A 19,977-nucleotide genomic window follows, 5' to 3' on the forward strand; every position below is an offset into this window, starting at 1 on the left:
GGCGCCCGGACGGCGGTGTCGGACGAGGTTCCGGTGCGCCGGCTGCGAGGATCCGGCGCCATGGGATCTGTCGTACAAGATGATGACAAGTGCGGACGTTTTCAGGGGCCCCGCGCTCGGACGCGCACCCGGAGCGCCGGTCTCAAGAGCGTCAGTCTCAAGAGCATCGGCCTCAAGGGCATCGGCCTGCGGAGCGCCGCTCTGCCGAGCGCCGGTTTCCGCAGCGCCGGACTCCGCAGCGCCGGTCTGCGAAGTGTCGTCGGCCTGCTGACCCTGGCCTCGATCGCGACGGGCTGCGCGGGAGCCGGCGGCGGGGTCGGCGGCGGAGCGGCCAAGGCGGTCAGCCCCGCGCCCGGTCAGCCGCCCGAGCAGGCCGCGCCCGCCGCACCGCCGGCCCGCGCCCTGCACTCGTACGCCGCCCGGCTCCGCGCCGCCCAGCAGGCCCGGGTCGCCGCGGCCAGGCGCTGGGGCCTGAAGAAGGTCCCGCTGACGCCCCCCGCGCCGCCCGCGCACAAGCCGGAGATCACGACCCGCAAGGGCTTCGAGGTCACCGACCACGAGGAACTCGGTCTCCCCCCGGTCTTCACGACGATCCCGACCAACGACAAGGTCGTCTTCCTCACCATCGACGACGGCGCCGAGAAGGACCCCGCGTTCCTGCGCATGATGAGCGAGCTGAAGATCCCGTACACCGCGTTCCTCAGCGACTACCTGGTCAACGACGACTACGGCTACTTCAAGAAGATGCAGGACCTGGGCGTGGGCCTGAACAACCACACCCTGCGCCACCCCTACCTGCCCGCCCTCTCCTACGCCCGCCAGAAGCGCGAGATCTGCGGCATGCAGGACGTGATCGAGAAGCGCTTCGGCAAACGCCCCGCCCTCTTCCGGCCGCCGTTCGGCAACTACGACCAGGACAGCCTGCGCGCCGCGAAGACCTGCGGCGTGCGCTATGCCCCGCTCTGGGCGGAGGAGGTCTTCGTCGACCACTGGGAGTACCGCGAGTGGGACCAGGACCTTCACCCCGGCGATATCGTCCTGAGCCACTTCCGTGGCCGCGAGGACTGGAAGGGCACCATGCCCGACATGGTCCGCCGCTTCCTGGACAAGGTCACGGACAAGGGGTACGCGGTGGCCCGGCTGGAGGACTACCTGTGAGGACGCGGCGGGGTCCGACGACCGTACTGCTGATCCTGACGACGACCGTCCTGGCGACCCTGACCGGCTGCGCCCAGTCCGTCGACCCCATCGAACGACTGGGCAAGAAGGCCGCCGCCCGGGTGCACCCGACCGGCCCGGCCGAGCCCGCCCCCTACCGCCGCTGGGGCCTGACAGCCCCCCTGGCTCCCGCCCCGAAGGACCCCTCCGGTTCGCTGGCGGGCAGCCCCCACGCGGCCCTCCCCCCGGTCGTCGACCGCATCCCGACCACCGACAAGGTCGTCTTCCTCACCTACGACGACGGCGCGGAACGCGACCCCCGCTTCATCGACATGGTCCGCGAGCTGCGCCTGCCCGTGAGCATGTTCCTCACGGACAGCGTCGTGGGCCCGGGCTACGCCCACTTCGCCCGGCTGCAGTCGGTCGGCGCGAACATCCAGAACCACACCCTGGACCACCCGGCCCTGCGCGGCCTGCCCTACGCCGGCCAGCGCGCCGAGATCTGCGGCCAGCAGGACAAACTCCGCTCCCGCTTCGGCCTGCGCCCCCGCCTCTTCCGCCCGCCGTACGGCGCGTACGACGCCACCACCCGACGCGCCGCCGCCGACTGCGGCATCACGGCGATCGTCCTGTGGCGCGTCTCGATGGGCCCCGCCGACCTCACCTACACCCACGGCCCCCACCACCTCCACCCCGGCGACATCATCGCCGTGGCCCCCGACGAGGCCCCGGGCCCAGGCCTGAGAGAACGCACCACCCGCCTCCTACGCCAGGCACAGGCCCAGGGCCTGACGGTGGCAAGGCTGGAGGACTACGTCTGAGAGCCCTTTCCAGCGCGGGGCGGGCGTCTGTTTTTCAGCCCGTCCGGCGTTTGAGGACAAGGCCCCTTCAGGGCCGAAATCCTGCCGACGCGCCGCAGGCATTGGCACTCCGCTTGACCGAGTGCTAACCGCGGTCATAGTCTCGCTTCTGGCACTCCCCACTGGAGAGTGCCAATAGCGACGGGCAGGTCCGGCACCCGCGACGACGGATCCACCTGGTCGCCACCTCAGACAGTTAGCCCCGTGAGATCTCCGAAGGGGGAGGTCGGATCGTGACGACCACCAGCTCCAAGGTTGCCATCAAGCCGCTCGAGGACCGCATTGTGGTCCAGCCGCTCGACGCCGAGCAGACCACCGCCTCTGGCCTGGTCATCCCGGACACCGCGAAGGAGAAGCCCCAGGAGGGCGCCGTCCTCGCCGTTGGTCCGGGTCGCTTCGAGAACGGCGAGCGCCTGCCGCTCGACGTCAAGGTCGGCGACGTCGTCCTGTACAGCAAGTACGGCGGCACCGAGGTGAAGTACAACGGCGAGGAGTACCTCGTCCTCTCGGCTCGCGACGTGCTCGCGATCATCGAGAAGTAATTCACCCAGTTTTGCAGTGAACTGCGCTCCTGGCCCCCGCGAGTTGTGATGCCGGGTGCTGGGGGCGCAGTTCGTTTCACCCACGTTTTCCGAGAGGGCTGAACCGCTCCCATGGCGAAGATCCTGAAGTTCGACGAGGACGCCCGTCGCGCCCTCGAGCGCGGCGTCAACAAGCTTGCCGACACGGTCAAGGTGACGATCGGCCCCAAGGGCCGCAACGTCGTCATCGACAAGAAGTTCGGCGCTCCCACCATCACCAACGACGGTGTCACGATCGCCCGCGAGGTCGAGCTCGACGACCCGTACGAGAACCTCGGCGCCCAGCTGGTGAAGGAGGTGGCGACCAAGACCAACGACATCGCGGGCGACGGCACCACCACCGCCACCGTGCTCGCCCAGGCGCTGGTCCGCGAGGGCCTGAAGAACGTCGCCGCGGGCGCCTCCCCGGCCTCCCTGAAGAAGGGCATCGACGCGGCGGTCAAGGCCGTCTCCGACGAGCTGCTCGCCTCGGCCCGCCCGATCGAGGAGAAGTCCGACATCGCCGCGGTCGCCGCGCTGTCCGCCCAGGACCAGCAGGTCGGCGAGCTCATCGCCGAGGCGATGGACAAGGTCGGCAAGGACGGCGTCATCACCGTCGAGGAGTCCAACACCTTCGGTCTGGAGCTGGACTTCACCGAGGGCATGGCGTTCGACAAGGGCTACCTGTCGCCGTACTTCGTGACGGACCAGGAGCGCATGGAGGCTGTGCTCGAGGACCCCTACATCCTCATCAACCAGAGCAAGATCTCCTCGATCTCCGACCTGCTGCCGCTGCTGGAGAAGGTCATCCAGACCAACTCCTCGCGCCCGCTGCTGATCATCGCCGAGGACCTCGAGGGCGAGGCCCTGTCGACCCTGGTCGTGAACAAGATCCGCGGCACCTTCAACGCGGTCGCCGTCAAGGCCCCCGGCTTCGGTGACCGTCGCAAGGCGATGCTCCAGGACCTGGCGGTCCTGACCGGCGCCACCGTCATCTCCGAAGAGGTCGGCCTCAAGCTCGACCAGGTCGGCATCGACGTGCTCGGCTCCGCCCGCCGCGTCACCGTCACCAAGGACGACACCACGGTCGTCGACGGCGCCGGCGACTCCTCCGAGGTCACCGGCCGCGTCGCGCAGATCAAGGCCGAGATCGAGAACACCGACTCCGACTGGGACCGCGAGAAGCTCCAGGAGCGCCTCGCGAAGCTGGCCGGCGGCGTGTGCGTGATCAAGGTCGGCGCCGCCACCGAGGTGGAGCTGAAGGAGAAGAAGCACCGTCTCGAGGACGCCATCTCCGCGACCCGCGCCGCGGTCGAGGAGGGCATCGTCTCCGGTGGCGGCTCCGCGCTCGTCCACGCCGTGAAGGTCCTGGAGGGCAACCTCGGCAAGACCGGCGACGAGGCCACCGGTGTCGCCGTGGTCCGCAAGGCCGCCGTCGAGCCGCTGCGCTGGATCGCCGAGAACGCCGGCCTGGAGGGCTACGTCATCACCTCCAAGGTCGCCGAGCTCGACAAGGGCCAGGGCTTCAACGCCGCCACCGGCGAGTACGGCGACCTGGTCAAGGCCGGCGTCATCGACCCGGTCAAGGTCACCCGCTCCGCCCTGGAGAACGCCGCCTCCATCGCCTCCCTCCTGCTCACGACCGAGACCCTGGTCGTCGAGAAGAAGGAAGAGGAAGAGCCGGCCGCCGGCGGTCACGGCCACGGTCACTCGCACTGACGCAGGTCGCTTCACACACCACCAGCACCGAGGCCCGGCACCCTGCAGACAAGGGGCGCCGGGCCTCGGCGTTTGTTGATGCTTGCGTTTCCCACGCTCGCGCTACTGCTCCAGCGCGTCGAGCACACCCAGCTGCCCCATCAGCCCGAGCCGGTCGTACTGCCACCAGCCCTCGACGATCTTTCCGTCCTCCTGGCACCGGAAGACGGTCGTCCCGGTCATCGTGACCTTCCGCCCGGTGGCCGGGATCCCGACGAAGTCGCCCGTGTGGGTCGCGTTCCAGGTCCACCGGTTGCACACGCGGTCACCCTGGCCGAACTGGTCGTCGAGGGCGAAGGCGAACGCGAAGCCGCCCCGCCACCGCTCGACCTCCCGCCGCATCGCGTCCATCCCCATGGTGTCCTGCTCGTTGGCGGGGTCATGATCGTGATAGTCCTCGGCGAGCAGCCCGTCCAGCGGCGGCAGCTCACCCCGGGCGCCGATCGTCTCGAAGAACCGCCGAGCCGTGTCCGCGTACAACTGCTCGTCCCGCACGACGTCGAGATCCGTGAACGTCGGCAGTTCGTCGCACAGCGCCACCAGATCCCGGAAGACCTTGTCCGTCTCCGGCAGATTCGAGTTCCGCATCGCTTCTTCGTACGACGGGAACTCCACGATCTCGATGAAGTGCGACGCGTCGGAGCGGTCCTTGCCGACCACCGCGTGCGTCGCCGTCCGCTTCCCCTTGGTCTGTTCGACCCATGTGTCCATCAGCCGGTCCATCTCGTCGAACCGGCTGGTCCTGCAGTCGATGAGCTGTACGAACGTCATGACGCCGCCTCCGGCCCCCCTGGGTCCGGTTCCCTCAGGCCTATTTTCCCACCGGAGCGCCGACGTCACCCGACCACAGCCCACGACCTGTCACTCAGTAGGCCCGTACTTCCGCCCCGTCTTCGAACTGATCCCGCCCAGCAGCGACCGGGGCGTGACCTTCACCAGCCCCATCAGCGCCTTGTAACGCGGGTCGGGGATCGACAGCGACTTCCCGCGCGCGAGATCGTTCAGCGCCGCCGCGACCAGCTTGTCCGCGTCCAGCCACATCCAGCCCGGGATGTTGTCCGTGCCCATCCCGGCCCGCTCGTGGAACTCCGTGCGCACGAACCCCGGGCACAACGCCATCAACCGGACGCCCGTACCGGCCAGATCCTTCGCCGCGCCCTGCGTGAACTGCACGACCCACGCCTTGGACGCCCCGTACGTCCCGCGCGGCACGAAGGCCGCCACCGAGGCCACGTTGACGACGCCCCCGCGCCCGCGCTCCCGCATCACCGTCGTCGCCGCGGACGTCAGCCGCAGCACCGCCTCGCAGTGCACCTTGAGCATCTTCAGCTCATCGGCCATGGACACGTCGAGATAGCGGCCCTTGTTGCCGAAGCCCGCGTTGTTGACCAGCAGGTCGACGGGGTTCTTGCGGTCTCCGAGCCGGGCGGCGACCTTCTCGATGCCGTCGTCCGTCGCCAGATCGGCCGTCAGCACCTCCGCCTCGATGCCGTGCCGGTCGTGCAACTCGGTCGCCTGCTCGTGCAGCCGCTTGGTGTCCCGTGCCACGAGGACGAGATCGTGCCCGTCCGCCGCCAGTCTGCGCGCGAACGCGGCGCCGATCCCCGCGGTCGAACCCGTAATGAGAGCCGTTGTCATGGCGCAAGGTTATTGAACCCTCCCCAGGTAGGGGATTCCTGGCTCACGTTGCCTGCGAGTCAGTGACTCGAAGGTCTTGCACGATCAGCACCAGCCGGGTTGGAACCAGCCCGGTTGAAGTCGGTGACGCGGCACGTGCTTGGTTCTCGCATCGTGCTGCACGCAGCTTACTCAGACATGCCGTACTTCTCCACATACTTCCGGGCGCTCGCCAGCGCCTCCGGATGCAGTGCCGCGCCCGCCGCGAGCAGCCGGGGCAGCAGCTCCCGGTTCGTGGTGGTGGCCCGGAACTCCATCCGCGCCGTCACCTCGTGATCCGGCACATGGACGATCTCCACCGCGTCCCCCGCGCGGATCTCACCCGGCACGATCACCCGCAGGTACGCGCCCGTCGCCGCCTTCTGCGTGAACCGCTTGACCCACCGCTCCTCACCCACGTGACCTTGGAAGGTGAGGCACGGAATCCGCCCGGCGCTGACCTCCAGCACCACTTCGGCGCCGATCCGCCAGCGCTCGCCGATCCGGGCGTCGGAGACGTCGAGCCCTTCGGTGGTGAGGTTCTCGCCGAACGCGCCGTTGGCCAGCGTGCGCCCCAGCTCGCGCCCCCAGTCGTCGAGGTCCTCGCGCGCGACGGCGTACACCGCCTGGTCGTCGCCGCCGTGATGGCGCAGGTCGCAGACGGCGTCCCCGGCCAGACCGCTGCCGCCGACCCCCTTCGGCCCGGGCGCGAAGACCCGTACGGGCCCGTCGACCGGCTGCTTGTCGATGCCGGTCAGCCCCTGCGGCTGATCGGTGTACGGCACGGCCTTCGGACGGCCCAGATTGACTGACAGAAGCCTCATACCGTCACGGTAGGCGACGATGGATCAAAGTGTCGACGCATTATTCGCCCCGCGACCCAAGGTTGACTTATGATCGATGGATGATCGAGGCCCGTCATCTCCGCGTCCTGCGTGCCGTGGCCGCCACCGGCTCTTTTTCGGCGGCCGGGCGCGAACTGGGCTGCACGCAGCCGGCCGTCAGCCAGCAGATGAAGGCCCTGGAGGCCTCCGTGGGCACGCCCCTGCTGGTCCGCAGTGGCCGCGAGATGCGGCTGACCCAGGCCGGCGAGGCCCTCGTCCGGCATGCGGCCGCGATCCTGTCCGGGCTGACGGCCGCCGAGGAGGAGGTCGCCGCGATCGCGGGGCTGCGGGCCGGCCGGGTCCGCCTGGTCTCCTTCCCCAGCGGCAGTTCCACGCTCGTCCCCACCGCCCTTGCCGCCCTGCGCGCCGCGCACCCCGGCACCCGCGTCTCCCTGGAGGAGGCCGAGCCGCCGCAGTCGGTCGAGCTGCTGCGCGAGGGCGACTGCGACATCGCCCTCGCCTTCCGCTACGAACGCGCGCCGGGCGGCGCCGGCGGCGGCCCGGCCGGCGAGGCCGGCGACACCGGGGCCGCGGCCGACGGCGAGTGGGACGACCTGGTCGTACGGCCGCTGCTCAAGGACCGGCTGGTCGCCCTCGTGCCGGAACGGCACCCCCTCGCGCGCGGGGAGTCCGTCGCCATCGGCGATCTCGCCGCCGAGCCGTGGATCGCCGGCTGCCCGCGCTGCCGCGGCCAGCTGGTCCAGGTGTGCGAGAGCGCGGGCTTCACCCCCCGCATCGACTTCGCGACCGACGACTATCCCGCGGTGGTCGGCCTGGTGGGCGCCGGTCTCGGGGTCGCCGTCCTGCCCCAGCTCGCGATCGAGTCGGTACGCCCGCGTGGCGCTCGCGCACTCAGGCTGGAACCGGCGGTGCGGCGGGAGATCGTCGCGCTCACCCTGCCGGACCTGGCCCAGGTCCCGGCGGTGACGGCCACGCTGGAGCAACTGGGGCGGGCGGCGGCGCGGAACTGAGACGTCAAGGAGAGGTCAAGGAGACATCAGGGAGACGTCAGGGAGACGTCAGGGAGCAGCAGGGGGACGTCAGGGCGAAGCGGAGGGCCCGCGCGTGCCCTCCGTTTAGGAGAAACGTTCCTTCATGTGTTCGAAGCGGTGTCCCTCGCGCCCGACGACGCCGACACCAGGCGGTTGCGCGCCCGCCCCATGAGCTCCTCGCGCTCGTCCTCGGTCAACCCGCCCCACACGCCGTACGGCTCGCGCACCGCCAGCGCGTGCGCCGCGCACTGTGCGCGGACCGGGCACCTCATGCAGACCTCCTTGGCCGAGTTCTCTCGAGCGCTCCGTGCCGCCCCGCGCTCACCCTCCGGATGGAAGAAGAGCGAACTGTCCACTCCGCGGCAGGCAGCCAGGAGCTGCCAGTCCCACAGGTCCGCGTTCGGTCCGGGAAGGCGGGAGAAATCTGCCATTGTGTGACCCCTTGTAGCCGTTCTGAGCGGATACGGTGTCCACGACCGTACAACTACGATCTAAGGAGATGAAAATATGACTCATTGCGAATCTAGCCTCAGACACCAGTAAAAGGGAAGAAATAGGGCTGAACGGGGCATGGGTTGTGGTGAAAGCTTGAGGGTCCGTGTGGCTGCCTCCACTGTGTCCGCGCCCTCACGTAGAGTGCCGAAGAATGCACGCAGCCCCGTAACTCTTTCGAGTGACCGTCGTTGAGAGTGCGGTGGCGGTTGAAAACACAAACGCTCGGGCAGGCGTCCGAGACGGTCGACCGCACAGGTGACGATTCGTACCAGCCTGGAGGCACAAGGTGACGCGCATCAGCTGCGGAGGGCGGCCATGACTTCCGTCCTCGTCTGCGACGACTCCCCGCTTGCCCGAGAGGCGCTCCGCCGCGCGGTCGCGACCGTGCCCGGCGTCGAGCGCGTGACGACGGCGGCCAACGGCGAGGAAGTCCTCCGCCGCTGGGGTGCCGACCGCTCGGACCTGATTCTGATGGACGTACGCATGCCCGGACTGGGCGGCGTCGAGACCGTACGGCGGCTGCTGTCCGCCGACCCCGGGGCGCGCATCATCATGCTGACCGTCGCCGAGGACCTCGACGGCGTCGCCCTCGCGGTAGCCGCCGGCGCCCGCGGCTATCTGCACAAGGACGCCTCGCGCGCGGAACTGCGCGCGACCGTCACCCAGGCGCTCGCCGACCCGACCTGGCGGCTCGCCCCGCGCCGGCTGCGCTCGGCCGAGATGGGCGCGGCGCCCACGCTCACCGCGCGTGAGATCCAGGTGCTCGAAGGCATGAGCCACGGCCGCTCCAACGCGGAGATCGGCCGCGAGCTGTTCCTCTCCGAGGACACCGTCAAGACGCACGCGCGACGGCTGTTCAAGAAGCTCGGCGCCTCGGACCGCGCGCACGCCGTCGCGCTCGGCTTCCGATGGGGGCTGGTCCGTTAGGGATCGCCCCTCCGGGGTCGTTCCTCCGGGGTCGTTCCTTTGGGGATCGTCCTGCCGAGGGCCGTCCCACCAGAGATCGTCCCTCCCGGGTCGTCCTCGCCCGCCCGGACTGTGGTCCCGGACCGGTCCGCAGCGGGGCGGTCCTGGGCCGTCCGACGGATCGGGCCGGCTTCGGGGTGACATCGGTCATTCACTGAGGGGAGCGGGCTCATGTGCGAACTTCCCTGCTCAGACGTGGTGCGGAGGCCCGTTGAGGCCCCCCTTCACCGCGCCGCGGGCGGGTGCGGGGCACGGTCTCGGCGGCTGCCCGCTGCTCGTTTCGCCGCCGATGCCGCATCCTTGAGGTGTGGAGTTCCTCGGGGACGAGTCGGTCGAGCGGAAGGGGAGGGCGCAGGGGATGAGTTCCGGCGCACCTGCTCATAACGCTTCGGTGCACAACGACGGGCACGGTGCCGCGGCCGGTCCGGCCGCAGTGCACCATGGACCGATGCGCGATGACGAGGCGGTCACTGCCGGGGGGACGATCGGGGCACTCGTCCATCGCGCAGTGGACGGCGACGAACAGGCCACCCATGACCTGCTGGCCCATGTCCACCCGCTGGCGCTGCGCTACTGCCGCACCCGGCTCTCCCGGCTGCCCGGCGACGCACGCCACTTCGTCGAGGACCTCGCCCAGGAGGTCTGCGTAGCGGTTCTGCTCGCGCTGCCCCGCTACCGGGACACCGGCAGGCCCTTCGAGGCGTTCGTCTTCGCCATCGCCGCCCACAAGGTCGCCGACCTCCAGCGCGCCGCGATGCGCCACCCGGGCTCGACCGCGGTTCCGTCCGACGAGATGCCCGAACGCCCGGACGACTCCCTCGGCCCCGAGGAGCGCGCCCTCCTGAGCAGCGATGCCGAATGGGCGAAGAAGCTCATGGCCAACCTGCCCGAGAACCAGCGGGAACTGCTGCTGCTGCGCATCGCGGTGGGCCTCACCGCCGAGGAGACCGGCCAGATGTTGGGAATGTCACCCGGAGCGGTCCGGGTGGCCCAGCACCGGGCGCTCAGCAGACTGCGGGCGCTCGCCGAGCAGTAGGCGGCCCCTTCGCTGAACAGGGCCCGCCCCGAGTCCGTACGAACATACGAAGCCCGGAGTCACGCTCGACCGTGGAATTCGGGAGGTGCGCTTCCCGTTAGCATGGACATCCGCACCGATCAAGGCCATTTGGGGAAGGTGTCATGACTGCCAACGTCGACGGAGTGCCCGGAAAATTCGCGACCCTCGGGCTCACCTACGACGACGTGCTGCTGCTGCCGGGGGCATCCGAGGTGCTCCCCAACGCGGTCGACACCTCGTCCCGCATCTCCCGCAACGTGCGGGTCAACATCCCGCTGCTGTCCGCCGCGATGGACAAGGTCACCGAGTCCCGCATGGCGATCGCGATGGCCCGCCAGGGCGGCGTCGGCGTGCTGCACCGCAACCTCTCCATCGAGGACCAGGTCAACCAGGTCGACCTCGTGAAGCGCTCCGAGTCCGGCATGGTCAGCGACCCGATCACCGTGCACCCGGACGCCACGCTGGCCGAGGCCGACGCCCTGTGCGCCAAGTTCCGCATCAGCGGTGTCCCGGTCACCGACCCGGCCGGCAAGCTGCTCGGCATCGTCACCAACCGTGACATGGCCTTCGAGTCCGACCGCAGCCGTCAGGTGCGCGAGGTCATGACCCCGATGCCGCTGGTCACCGGCCAGGTCGGCATCTCCGGCACGGACGCCATGGAGCTGCTGCGCCGCCACAAGATCGAGAAGCTTCCGCTGGTCGACGCGGCGGGCGTCCTCAAGGGCCTCATCACCGTCAAGGACTTCGTCAAGGCCGAGCAGTACCCCCGGGCCGCCAAGGACGCCGAGGGCCGACTGCTCGTCGGCGCGGCGGTCGGCGCCAGCCCGGAGGCGCTGGAGCGCGCCCAGGCCCTCGCCGAGGCCGGCGTGGACTTCCTGGTCGTCGACACCTCGCACGGGCACAACAGCAACGCCCTCAGCTGGATGTCGAAGATCAAGTCGAGCGTGCGCGTCGACGTGATCGGCGGCAACGTCGCCACCCGCGACGGCGCCCAGGCCCTGATCGACGCGGGTGTCGACGGCATCAAGGTCGGCGTCGGACCCGGCTCGATCTGTACCACCCGCGTGGTCGCCGGCATCGGCGTCCCGCAGGTCACGGCCATCTACGAGGCGTCCCTCGCGGCCCGTCCGGCGGGCATCCCGCTGATCGGCGACGGCGGCCTGCAGTACTCCGGCGACATCGGCAAGGCGCTCGCCGCCGGCGCCGACACCGTGATGCTGGGCAGCCTCCTCGCGGGCTGCGAGGAGTCCCCGGGCGAGCTGCAGTTCATCAACGGCAAGCAGTTCAAGTCCTACCGGGGCATGGGCTCGCTCGGCGCCATGCAGTCCCGCGGCCAGGCGAAGTCGTACTCCAAGGACCGCTACTTCCAGGCGGAGGTCGCGGCCGACGACAAGCTCGTCCCCGAGGGCATCGAGGGCCAGGTGCCCTACCGCGGCCCGCTGGGCAACGTGCTGCACCAGCTCGTCGGCGGGCTGCGCCAGACCATGGGCTATGTGGGCGCGGCCACCATCGAGGAGATGGAGACCAAGGGCCGCTTCGTGCGGATCACGTCCGCGGGCCTCAAGGAGAGCCACCCGCACGACATCCAGATGACGGTCGAGGCGCCGAACTACAGCAACAAGTGACGGCGGCGCTCGCACGGTCGTACGCGACCCGCACGCGCGCGTGAGGCATCGCAAGGGCGGCCCCGGAGACTCCGGGGCCGCCCTTGTCGTGCCCGTCGGCGATACTGGTAGACGCTGCAACGCATCAGGGAAAGGCCACACACGTGACTGAGATCGAGATCGGGCGCGGCAAGCGCGGCCGCCGGGCGTACGCCTTCGACGACATCGCCGTCGTCCCCAGCCGCCGTACGCGGGACCCGAAGGAGGTCTCGATCGCCTGGCAGATCGACGCCTACCGGTTCGAGCTGCCGTTCCTGGCCGCCCCCATGGACTCGGTCGTCTCCCCGGCCACCGCCATCCGCATCGGCGAGCTCGGCGGCCTCGGCGTCCTCAACCTCGAAGGCCTGTGGACCCGGCACGAGGACCCGCAGCCGCTGCTCGACGAGATCGTCGAGCTGGACGCGGACACCGCGACCCGCCGTCTCCAGGAGATCTACGCGGCTCCCATCAAGGAGGAGCTGATCGGGCAGCGCATCAAGGAGGTGCGCGACTCGGGCGTGGTCACCGCGGCCGCGCTCTCCCCGCAGCGCACCGCCCAGTTCTCCAAGGCCGTGGTCGACGCGGGCGTGGACATCTTCGTCATCCGCGGCACCACGGTCTCGGCGGAGCACGTCTCCGGTTCGCACGAGCCGCTGAACCTGAAGCAGTTCATCTACGAGCTGGACGTCCCGGTGATCGTCGGCGGCTGCGCCACGTACACGGCGGCCCTGCACCTGATGCGCACCGGCGCGGCGGGCGTCCTGGTCGGCTTCGGCGGCGGCGCGGCGCACACCACGCGCAACGTGCTGGGCATTCAGGTCCCGATGGCCACGGCGGTCGCGGACGTGGCGGCGGCCCGCCGCGACTACATGGACGAGTCCGGCGGCCGGTATGTGCACGTCATCGCGGACGGTGGCGTCGGCTGGTCCGGCGACCTGGCCAAGGCGATCGCCTGCGGCGCCGACTCGGTGATGATGGGCTCCCCGCTCGCGCGCGCGACCGACGCGCCGGGCCGTGGCCACCACTGGGGCATGGAGGCCGTCAACGAGGAGCTGCCGCGCGGCCAGAAGGTCGACCTCGGCACGGTCGGCACCATCGAGGAGGTCCTTACGGGCCCCTCGCACACGCCCGACGGCTCGATGAACCTCTTCGGCGCCCTGCGCCGCGCGATGGCCACCACCGGCTACAGCGAGCTCAAGGAGTTCCAGCGCGTCGAGGTGACGGTCGCGGACTCGGTGCACCGGCGCTGAGCGCTCCGCTGGAAGTGCCGCGCTGTGCCGTCGGTTGGCTGCGGCGCCATCGTGGCTGGTCGCGCAGTTCCCCGCGCCCCTTTAGGGCGCTGCCGAACCGCAGCCGACTTCGCCTGACCTGCTTAGCAGCCGCGTAGAACGACGGCAGGGGCCGGTGGACTCACTCGGGTGAGACGACCGGCCCCTTTCGCATGCCCGGACGCGCCCGGGGACACGGGGGCGCGTGGTGCGGGGCGGGGGCGCACGGTTGCCTTCGAGGCGAATCCGGGCTGGTCAGGGGGTCGCGGGCGGTAGCGTCCGGGTTCGGCGCCCCAGTTGTGTGGGGTGCCCCCTTCCAAGGACATCGTTCCGGACCCCGCCCTCGGGGCCCGGCCCGAGTTCCGACGGGCCGCCTACCGGGTCAATGGGCGGCGTCGTGGAAGGGGGCGCCCATGGGTCGCCACCGCAAGCCCACCCGCTGGGACCGACTCCGTCTTCGGATGGTGAAGTGCCGGAGGAGGTGGATCTTGCGTCTTTTCGGATGGTGAGCGGCCGCCCCCAACACAGCTAGGGGCGGACACTCCGTGAACCATCTTGGAGCCTGCCGCAGTGCTCGCTGCGGTGGGCTCCACCTATTTCGGGTGGTGCGGCCGCCCCCACAACAACTAGGGGCGGACACTCCGTGAACCATCCAGGAGCCTGCCGCAGTGACCGCTGCGATAAGCCCCACCTGTTTCGTACGTTACCGGCGGGCCCGGTCGTGCGCCACCAGCCTTCGGAGCCCGTGGCGGACGTGTGCGCCCCGGTTCACAACCGGTGCGCCGCCCCCGTAGGGGTCGCCCCCCGGGTGTCCAGCAGTAGCTGGGCCTTCACCGACAGGCCCTGGAGGTCGTAGGTGCGGTGCTGCTGGAGCAGGATCGTGAGGTCGGCTTCCGCGGCGGCCTCGTAGAGGGAGTCGGCGCGGGGGACCGGGCGGTCCAGGACGCTCCAGGACGGCACGTGCGGGTCGTGGTAGCTGACGGCCGCGCCGAGTTCCATCAGGCGGAGCGCGATCTCGCGCGCGGGGGTGTTCTGCTGGTCGGCGAGGTCGGCCTTGTAGGTGACGCCGAGCAGCAGCACGCGCGCGCCCCGCGCCGACTTGCCGTGCTCGTTGAGGAGGGCTGCGGCGCGCTGGACGACGTAGCGGGGCATGCGGTTGTTGACCTGCTGGGCGAGTTCGACCATGCGCAGCGGGCTGCCGGGCCGGCCGGTGCGGTCGAGGGGGACGGAGTGGCCGCCGACGCCGGGGCCGGGGCGGAAGGACTCGAAGCCGAACGGCTTGGTCTCCGCGCAGCGGACGACGTCCCAGAGGTCGACGCCCAGCTCGTGGCAGAGGACGGCCATCTCGTTGACGAGCGCGATGTTGACGTGCCGGAAGTTGGTCTCCAGGAGCTGCACGGTCTCGGCTTCCCGCAGGCCACGCGCGCGTACCACCTTGTCCGTGAGCCGGCTGTAGAACGCGGCGGCGGACTCGGTGCAGGCGGGGGTGAGCCCCCCGATGACCTTCGGCGTGTTGGCCGGGGTGAACGCGCGGCTGCCGGGGTCGACCCGGCTGGGGGAGTACGCCAGGTGGAAGTCGCGGCCCGCGCGGAGGCCGGACGTCTCCTCCAGGAGCGGTAGCAGGAACTCCTCGGTCGCCCCGGGGTACACCGGTGACTCCAGGATGACGGTGGTGTGCGGGCGCAAGTGCCCCGCGAGGGTGCGGGCGGCCGCCTCCAGCTGGCTCAGGTCGAGTCCGCCGTCCGCGTCGCGCGGGGTCGGGGCGCAGAGGACGGCGGTGCGCACCCGGCCCAGCTCGGAGGGGTTGGTGGCGGGCCGGAAGCCCCCCGAGAGCATCCGGCGCAGTTCGGCGGGGCTGAGGGAGCCGGCCTCGGGGCCGGTGCGGTAGCCGACGGTGGGGATGCCGGCGGCCACGGCGGCCTGGGCCAGGGGCAGGCCGAGCGGGCCGAGTCCGATGACGGCGAGATCTGCGGGCATGGCGTGAGCCGTCCTTCCCAGTAACCGAGGTGGGACAGGTGCGCAAGCCCGGTGGACAGGATGGACGAGCGCAATGTCAGACTAGGAGTAAATATGACCGTTATGCGGGATTGATCGACTGTGTTGGGCGGCTGTGTTGAGCGGCCGTGTGGCGCGCCTGCGTGGGGCGGCTGCGTGGGGCGCCTGCGTGGGGAGGCCGGTTTCCCGGCAGGTCGGTTCCGGTTCCGCGAGAGTTGTCCACAGGCTGGGGGCGCGTGGTGGCTGAAGTCGGGCAACGCGGTCAGAATCTGGGCAGGGGCGACCGACAGCGGGAGGCACCGTGAGGACAGCGACACTGGGACCGGCGCAGCGGATCGAGTCACTGGCGGCCATGGCCGAGCGCGAACTGGACGTGCTGGTGGTGGGCAGCGGAGTGGTCGGCGCGGGCATCGCCCTGGACGCCGTGACCCGCGGCCTGTCCACCGGTCTGGTGGAGGCGCGCGACTGGGCGTCGGGCACGTCCAGCAGGTCCAGCAAGCTGATCCACGGCGGCCTGCGCTACCTGGAGATGCTCGACTTCGCCCTGGTGCGCGAAGCGCTGAAGGAGCGCGGGCTGCTGCTCGAACGGCTCGCTCCGCATCTCGTGAAGCCGGTGCCCATCCTCTATCCGTTCGAGCACAAGGTGTGGGAGCGGATGTACGCCGGGTTGGGCGTCGCGCTCTACGACGTGATGTCCATGGCCCGCGGGCACGGCCGCGGCCTGCCGGCCCACCGTCACCTCACCCGCCGTCAAGCCCTGCGCATCGCCCCCGCTTTGAAGAAGGACGCGCTGGTCGGCGCGCTGCAGTACTACGACGCGCAGATGGACGACGCGCGCTTCGTCGCCACGCTGGTGCGCACGGCCGCGTCCTACGGGGCGAAGGCGGCCAACCGCGCGCGGGTGACGGGGTTCCTGCGCGAGGGCGAACGCGTCGTGGGCGCGCGCGTGCAGGACGTCGAGGCGGGCGGGGAGTACGAGATCCGCGCCCGGCAGATCGTCAACGCCACCGGCGTGTGGACCGACGACACCCAGGCGATGGTGGGGGAGCGGGGGCAGTTCCACGTCCGCGCCTCCAAGGGCATCCACCTCGTCGTGCCCAGGGACCGGATCAGCTCCTCCAGCGGGCTCATCCTGCGCACCGAGAAGTCCGTGCTGTTCGTCATCCCCTGGGGCCGGCACTGGATCATCGGCACGACGGACACCGACTGGGACCTCGACAAGGCCCACCCGGCCGCGTCCAGCGCCGACATCGACTACCTCCTGGAGCGGGTGAACTCCGTGCTCGCGGTGCCGCTGAGCAGGGACGACGTCGAGGGCGTGTACGCGGGGCTGCGACCGCTGCTGGCCGGTGAGTCCGAGGCCACCAGCAAGCTGTCGCGCGAGCACACCGTCGCGCATCCGGCGCCGGGCCTGGTCGTCGTGGCGGGCGGCAAGTACACGACGTACCGGGTGATGGCCAAGGACGCGGTCGACGAGGCGGTGCGCGGGCTCGACCAGCGGGTCGCCGACTGCGTCACGGAGGACGTGCCGTTGCTGGGCGCGGAGGGCTATCGGGCGCTGTGGAACGCGCGGGCGCGGATCGCCGCGCGGACGGGCCTGCACGTGGTGCGGGTGGAGCATCTGCTGAACCGCTTCGGGGCGATGGCGGAGGAGGTGCTGGACCTGATCGCCGAGGACCCGTCGCTGGGCGAGCCGCTCCACGCCGCCGACGACTATCTGCGCGCCGAGATCGTCTACGCCGCCTCGCACGAGGGGGCCCGGCACCTGGACGACGTGCTGACGCGCCGTACGCGCATCTCCATCGAGACCTTCGACCGCGGCACGCGCAGCGCCCGCGAGGCCGCCGAGCTGATGGCGCCGGTCCTCGGCTGGGGCAAGGACCACATCGAGCGCGAGGTCGAGCACTACGAGAAGCGGGTCGAGGCCGAGCGCGAATCGCAGCGCCAGCCCGACGACCTGACGGCGGACGCGGCCCGACTGGGCGCGCCGGACATCGTGCCGCTGTAGACGCCGGGCGCCGGGTGCTTGGCGTCGGGCGTCGGGCGCTGGGTGCCAGACGCCGGACGTCAGGTGCCCGGTGCCCGGGCGAGCGGCCGGGTCGGCTTCACTCGAACGAGTGTCATGAATCGGGATCTCTGTTCGGAACCGGCGCGTTGTACGGATTGCGAGGGCAGAACTCGGCGGCGGGCAGGCCGCGGAGTGCTCCCGCGCGCACTCCGGCCGGAGCGTGCTGCACCTTCTGGCCGGAATGCTCCACTCCTGGGATGCGGCCGGAATGCGGGGAGAGGCACCCTGGGCGTTGGGCACTTGTCGGGTGAGGGACAATGGAGGCTCTGTCAGGGCGGGTTGCATGAGGGGACGCATGTCGGAGGCGGAGCGGGCGGGAGCATCCCGTCAGGACAAGAGCGCACGTCTCCTCGCCGGGCGGTACCGGCTGGGAGACGTACTCGGCCGCGGCGGCATGGGGACGGTGTGGCGCGCCGAGGACGAAACCCTCGGGCGCACGGTCGCCGTCAAGGAGCTGCGGTTCCCGGGGAACATCGACGAGGACGAGAAGCGCCGGCTGATCACCCGGACGCTGCGCGAGGCCAAGGCCATCGCGCGGATCCGCAACAACAGCGCGGTGACGGTCTTCGACGTGGTCGAGGAGGACGACCGGCCGTGGATCGTCATGGAGCTCGTCGAGGGCAAGTCGCTCGCCGAGGTCATCCGTGAGGACGGCGTGCTGGAGCCGAAGCGTGCGGCGGAGGTCGGGCTGGCGATCCTCGACGTGCTGCGGTCGGCGCACCGAGAGGGCATCCTGCACCGTGACGTGAAGCCGTCGAACGTGCTGATCGCCGAGGACGGCCGGGTCGTGCTCACCGACTTCGGCATCGCCCAGGTCGAGGGCGACCCGTCCATCACCTCCACCGGCATGCTCGTCGGCGCGCCCTCCTACATCTCCCCGGAGCGGGCCCGCGGTCACAAGCCCGGCCCGGCGGCCGACCTCTGGTCGCTCGGCGGTCTGCTGTACGCGTCGGTCGAGGGCTCGCCGCCCTACGACAAGGGCTCGGCGATCGCCACGCTCACCGCGGTGATGACCGAGCAGTTGGAGGAGCCGAAGAACGCGGGCCCGCTGAAGGACGTCATCTACGGCCTGCTCACCAAGGATCCCGTACGGCGGCTCGACGACGCCGGCGCGCGGGCGATGCTCGACGCGGTGCTGCACGCGCCCGACCCGCGGCACGCCGAGCCGGCGGACGCGACGAAGCTGGTGCCGCTGCCGCCGCAGCCGGACAGTCCCGAGGGCAGGGGGAGTTCGGCGGGCGCGGAGGCGGGCGAGAAGCTGCGCGGCGCGTTCCGGTCGGTGCGCAAGGCCGCTGTCGCGGCGGGGGCGGCCACCTCGGCGGCCGCGTCCCGCGCCAAGTCGGCGAACGGAACGAGTGCTTCCGGTTCGGCGAGCGCGGATACGTCGCGGAAGGACGAAGCACGGAAGGACGAGGCGCAGCAGGGCGGTGCGGCTCGGGGCGCCGGGGCGCCGGCTTCCGCCGCCGCGCCGTCCGTTGCCCCGTCGGCGGCTGCCGGGTCTGCCGTGTCGGCAGCCTCCTCCACGGCCAAGGCCAAGCCCAAGGCCAAGCCCACGACCACGGCGACTTCCGCGTCGGCCTCGACTTCGGCCTCTACTTCGGCTTCGGCTTCGGTGAGCAGTCCGGCGTCGTCGTCCGCGTCCGTTCCGGCGGCCCGTTCCGGGTCCGGGTCGGGCTCCGGTTCGGGTGCCGATGCCGGCGCCGGTGGCCGGCGTTCGGGGTGGCCGGTCATGACGCCGCCGGACCTGCCGCCGCGGCACGTGCCCAGGGCGCCGCTGACAGACGTGGTGCCCAAGCGGACGCTGGTCATCATCGCCGTCGTGGTGGTGCTCGCGGTGCTCGGTACCGTGCTGGCCCTCACGCTCGGCGGTGGCGGCGACGACAGCGCGAGCGGGTCACCGGGCGGCGGAGCCTCCCGGCCGGCGGCCGGCGCGAGCGCGAATCCGAGCGCGAGCGCCGACACCAAGGAGGACGAGTCCGGCGGGACCCGCACGGACGGGTCGCAGTCACAGTCCTCCGGTTCCGGCTCCGGGTCGGGTTCCGGGGCGGTCTCCTCGCCGAGCAACACCGCTGCGGCCGGGGGCGCCGGGTCCGGTGCCACCGGCACCGAGGGGACCAAGGCGGCGACGACGTACAACGGCGGGCAGGGCTACTCGATCGGGCTGCCCACGGGCTGGAAGTACCAGTCCTCGGACGCCGCGGGGGACCGTTTCACCGGTCCCGACGGCCAGAAGCTGCTCGTCGCCTGGACGACCACGCCCAAGGACGACCCCGTCGCCGACTGGAAGAACCAGGAGCGCTACATGGAGCGCTCGCAGTACACGAAGATCCGAATAGCGAAGGTGAACTACCGGGGCTGGAACACGGCCGACTGGGAGTTCACCTACACCGACGGCGGGACCGCGTACCGCACCATCGACCGCGGGTTCGTCGTGAACGACAGTCTCGGGTACGCGCTGATGTACACGGCGAAGTCCGCCGCGTGGGGAACCGAGCTGCGCGCGACCACCTGGGCGACGCTGACGAACACCTTCACGCCGAAGAAGTAGAAGAAGAAGCAGCAGCAGCCGCCGAGGCAGCGGCCAACTCGGCCGTCGCGTGGCCGTGTTCGGGGCGTG

Annotated in this window: 16 protein-coding genes; 11 read left to right on the top strand and 5 right to left on the bottom strand. The window is 70.8% G+C overall.

Annotated elements, in window-relative coordinates; translation table 11 throughout:
• Positions 1–60: 60 nt before the first annotated feature.
• The 4 genes from ACWCPF_RS01640 (at position 61) to groL (ending at position 4,297) form a co-directional block, all read left to right on the top strand.
• A complete protein-coding gene (locus ACWCPF_RS01640; RefSeq protein WP_451042932.1) occupies positions 61–1,158 on the top strand; it encodes a polysaccharide deacetylase family protein in 1,098 nt (365 codons plus the stop codon).
• 122 nt (positions 1,159–1,280) lie between these two features.
• Entirely contained in the window at positions 1,281–1,979 is a 699-nt protein-coding gene (locus ACWCPF_RS01645) for a polysaccharide deacetylase family protein (RefSeq protein WP_451043111.1), read from the top strand.
• Positions 1,980–2,251: 272 nt separating this feature from the next.
• Positions 2,252–2,560 carry a co-chaperone GroES gene (groES, locus tag ACWCPF_RS01650; protein ID WP_020132158.1) on the top strand — a complete coding sequence of 103 codons (309 nt, stop codon included), beginning with the start codon at positions 2,252–2,254 and terminating at the stop codon, positions 2,558–2,560.
• 111 nt (positions 2,561–2,671) lie between these two features.
• Positions 2,672–4,297, top strand: a complete 1,626-nt coding sequence (gene groL / locus ACWCPF_RS01655; protein ID WP_451042933.1) for a chaperonin GroEL — start codon at positions 2,672–2,674, stop codon at positions 4,295–4,297.
• 102 nt (positions 4,298–4,399) lie between these two features.
• Here groL and ACWCPF_RS01660 read toward each other — a convergent pair whose 3' ends face one another.
• The 3 genes from ACWCPF_RS01660 to ACWCPF_RS01670 form a co-directional block, all read right to left on the bottom strand.
• Positions 4,400–5,107: an ester cyclase gene (locus tag ACWCPF_RS01660; protein WP_451042934.1), complete on the bottom strand. Its 708-nt coding sequence runs from the start codon at positions 5,105–5,107 to the stop codon at positions 4,400–4,402.
• A 90-nt stretch (positions 5,108–5,197) separates the two neighbouring features.
• Positions 5,198–5,974, bottom strand: a complete 777-nt coding sequence (locus tag ACWCPF_RS01665; RefSeq protein WP_451042935.1) for an SDR family NAD(P)-dependent oxidoreductase — start codon at positions 5,972–5,974, stop codon at positions 5,198–5,200.
• A 167-nt stretch (positions 5,975–6,141) separates the two neighbouring features.
• Positions 6,142–6,816: an MOSC domain-containing protein gene (locus ACWCPF_RS01670; RefSeq protein WP_451042936.1), complete on the bottom strand. Its 675-nt coding sequence runs from the start codon at positions 6,814–6,816 to the stop codon at positions 6,142–6,144.
• A gap of 80 nt (positions 6,817–6,896) precedes the next feature.
• Here ACWCPF_RS01670 and ACWCPF_RS01675 point away from each other — a divergent pair, with 80 nt between their 5' ends.
• Complete coding sequence (locus ACWCPF_RS01675) at positions 6,897–7,847, top strand: LysR substrate-binding domain-containing protein (RefSeq protein ID WP_451042937.1); 951 nt, start codon at positions 6,897–6,899, stop codon at positions 7,845–7,847.
• A 122-nt stretch (positions 7,848–7,969) separates the two neighbouring features.
• Here ACWCPF_RS01675 and ACWCPF_RS01680 read toward each other — a convergent pair whose 3' ends face one another.
• Positions 7,970–8,299 carry a WhiB family transcriptional regulator gene (locus ACWCPF_RS01680; RefSeq protein WP_057584636.1) on the bottom strand — a complete coding sequence of 110 codons (330 nt, stop codon included), beginning with the start codon at positions 8,297–8,299 and terminating at the stop codon, positions 7,970–7,972.
• A 379-nt stretch (positions 8,300–8,678) separates the two neighbouring features.
• Between ACWCPF_RS01680 and ACWCPF_RS01685 the strand changes: the two genes are divergently transcribed.
• The 4 genes from ACWCPF_RS01685 (at position 8,679) to ACWCPF_RS01700 (ending at position 13,279) form a co-directional block, all read left to right on the top strand.
• A complete protein-coding gene (locus tag ACWCPF_RS01685; protein WP_003948568.1) occupies positions 8,679–9,290 on the top strand; it encodes a response regulator transcription factor in 612 nt (203 codons plus the stop codon).
• A 487-nt stretch (positions 9,291–9,777) separates the two neighbouring features.
• Entirely contained in the window at positions 9,778–10,365 is a 588-nt protein-coding gene (locus tag ACWCPF_RS01690) for a sigma-70 family RNA polymerase sigma factor (protein ID WP_451042938.1), read from the top strand.
• 143 nt (positions 10,366–10,508) lie between these two features.
• Entirely contained in the window at positions 10,509–12,011 is a 1,503-nt protein-coding gene (guaB, locus tag ACWCPF_RS01695; protein ID WP_451042939.1) for an IMP dehydrogenase, read from the top strand.
• 143 nt (positions 12,012–12,154) lie between these two features.
• Positions 12,155–13,279, top strand: coding sequence for a GuaB3 family IMP dehydrogenase-related protein (locus ACWCPF_RS01700; RefSeq protein ID WP_451042940.1), 1,125 nt, complete (start codon positions 12,155–12,157; stop codon positions 13,277–13,279).
• A 786-nt stretch (positions 13,280–14,065) separates the two neighbouring features.
• Here the strand turns inward: ACWCPF_RS01700 and ACWCPF_RS01705 are convergent.
• Positions 14,066–15,274 (bottom strand): nucleotide sugar dehydrogenase, encoded by a 1,209-nt coding sequence (locus ACWCPF_RS01705; RefSeq protein WP_451042941.1) that lies wholly within the window; start codon positions 15,272–15,274, stop codon positions 14,066–14,068.
• A gap of 319 nt (positions 15,275–15,593) precedes the next feature.
• Between ACWCPF_RS01705 and ACWCPF_RS01710 the strand changes: the two genes are divergently transcribed.
• On the top strand, positions 15,594–17,300 hold the full coding sequence (locus tag ACWCPF_RS01710; RefSeq protein WP_451042942.1) for a glycerol-3-phosphate dehydrogenase/oxidase: 1,707 nt from the start codon (positions 15,594–15,596) through the stop codon (positions 17,298–17,300).
• A 355-nt stretch (positions 17,301–17,655) separates the two neighbouring features.
• Positions 17,656–19,908 carry a serine/threonine-protein kinase gene (locus ACWCPF_RS01715; RefSeq protein WP_451042943.1) on the top strand — a complete coding sequence of 751 codons (2,253 nt, stop codon included), beginning with the start codon at positions 17,656–17,658 and terminating at the stop codon, positions 19,906–19,908.
• Positions 19,909–19,977 lie beyond the last annotated feature (69 nt).

It is taken from the genome of Streptomyces sp. NPDC001858 (assembly GCF_053594615.1).

Coding starts and splice junctions, on each gene's coding strand:
- ACWCPF_RS01640 (WP_451042932.1), top strand. CDS start 61: ATGGGATCTGTCGTACAAGATGATGACAAGTGCGGACGTTTTCAGGGG.
- groL (WP_451042933.1), top strand. CDS start 2,672: ATGGCGAAGATCCTGAAGTTCGACGAGGACGCCCGTCGCGCCCTCGAG.
- ACWCPF_RS01660 (WP_451042934.1), bottom strand. CDS start 5,107: ATGACGTTCGTACAGCTCATCGACTGCAGGACCAGCCGGTTCGACGAG.
- ACWCPF_RS01665 (WP_451042935.1), bottom strand. CDS start 5,974: ATGACAACGGCTCTCATTACGGGTTCGACCGCGGGGATCGGCGCCGCG.
- ACWCPF_RS01670 (WP_451042936.1), bottom strand. CDS start 6,816: ATGAGGCTTCTGTCAGTCAATCTGGGCCGTCCGAAGGCCGTGCCGTAC.
- ACWCPF_RS01675 (WP_451042937.1), top strand. CDS start 6,897: ATGATCGAGGCCCGTCATCTCCGCGTCCTGCGTGCCGTGGCCGCCACC.
- ACWCPF_RS01680 (WP_057584636.1), bottom strand. CDS start 8,299: ATGGCAGATTTCTCCCGCCTTCCCGGACCGAACGCGGACCTGTGGGAC.
- ACWCPF_RS01685 (WP_003948568.1), top strand. CDS start 8,679: ATGACTTCCGTCCTCGTCTGCGACGACTCCCCGCTTGCCCGAGAGGCG.
- ACWCPF_RS01690 (WP_451042938.1), top strand. CDS start 9,778: ATGCGCGATGACGAGGCGGTCACTGCCGGGGGGACGATCGGGGCACTC.
- guaB (WP_451042939.1), top strand. CDS start 10,509: ATGACTGCCAACGTCGACGGAGTGCCCGGAAAATTCGCGACCCTCGGG.
- ACWCPF_RS01705 (WP_451042941.1), bottom strand. CDS start 15,274: ATGCCCGCAGATCTCGCCGTCATCGGACTCGGCCCGCTCGGCCTGCCC.
- ACWCPF_RS01715 (WP_451042943.1), top strand. CDS start 17,656: ATGTCGGAGGCGGAGCGGGCGGGAGCATCCCGTCAGGACAAGAGCGCA.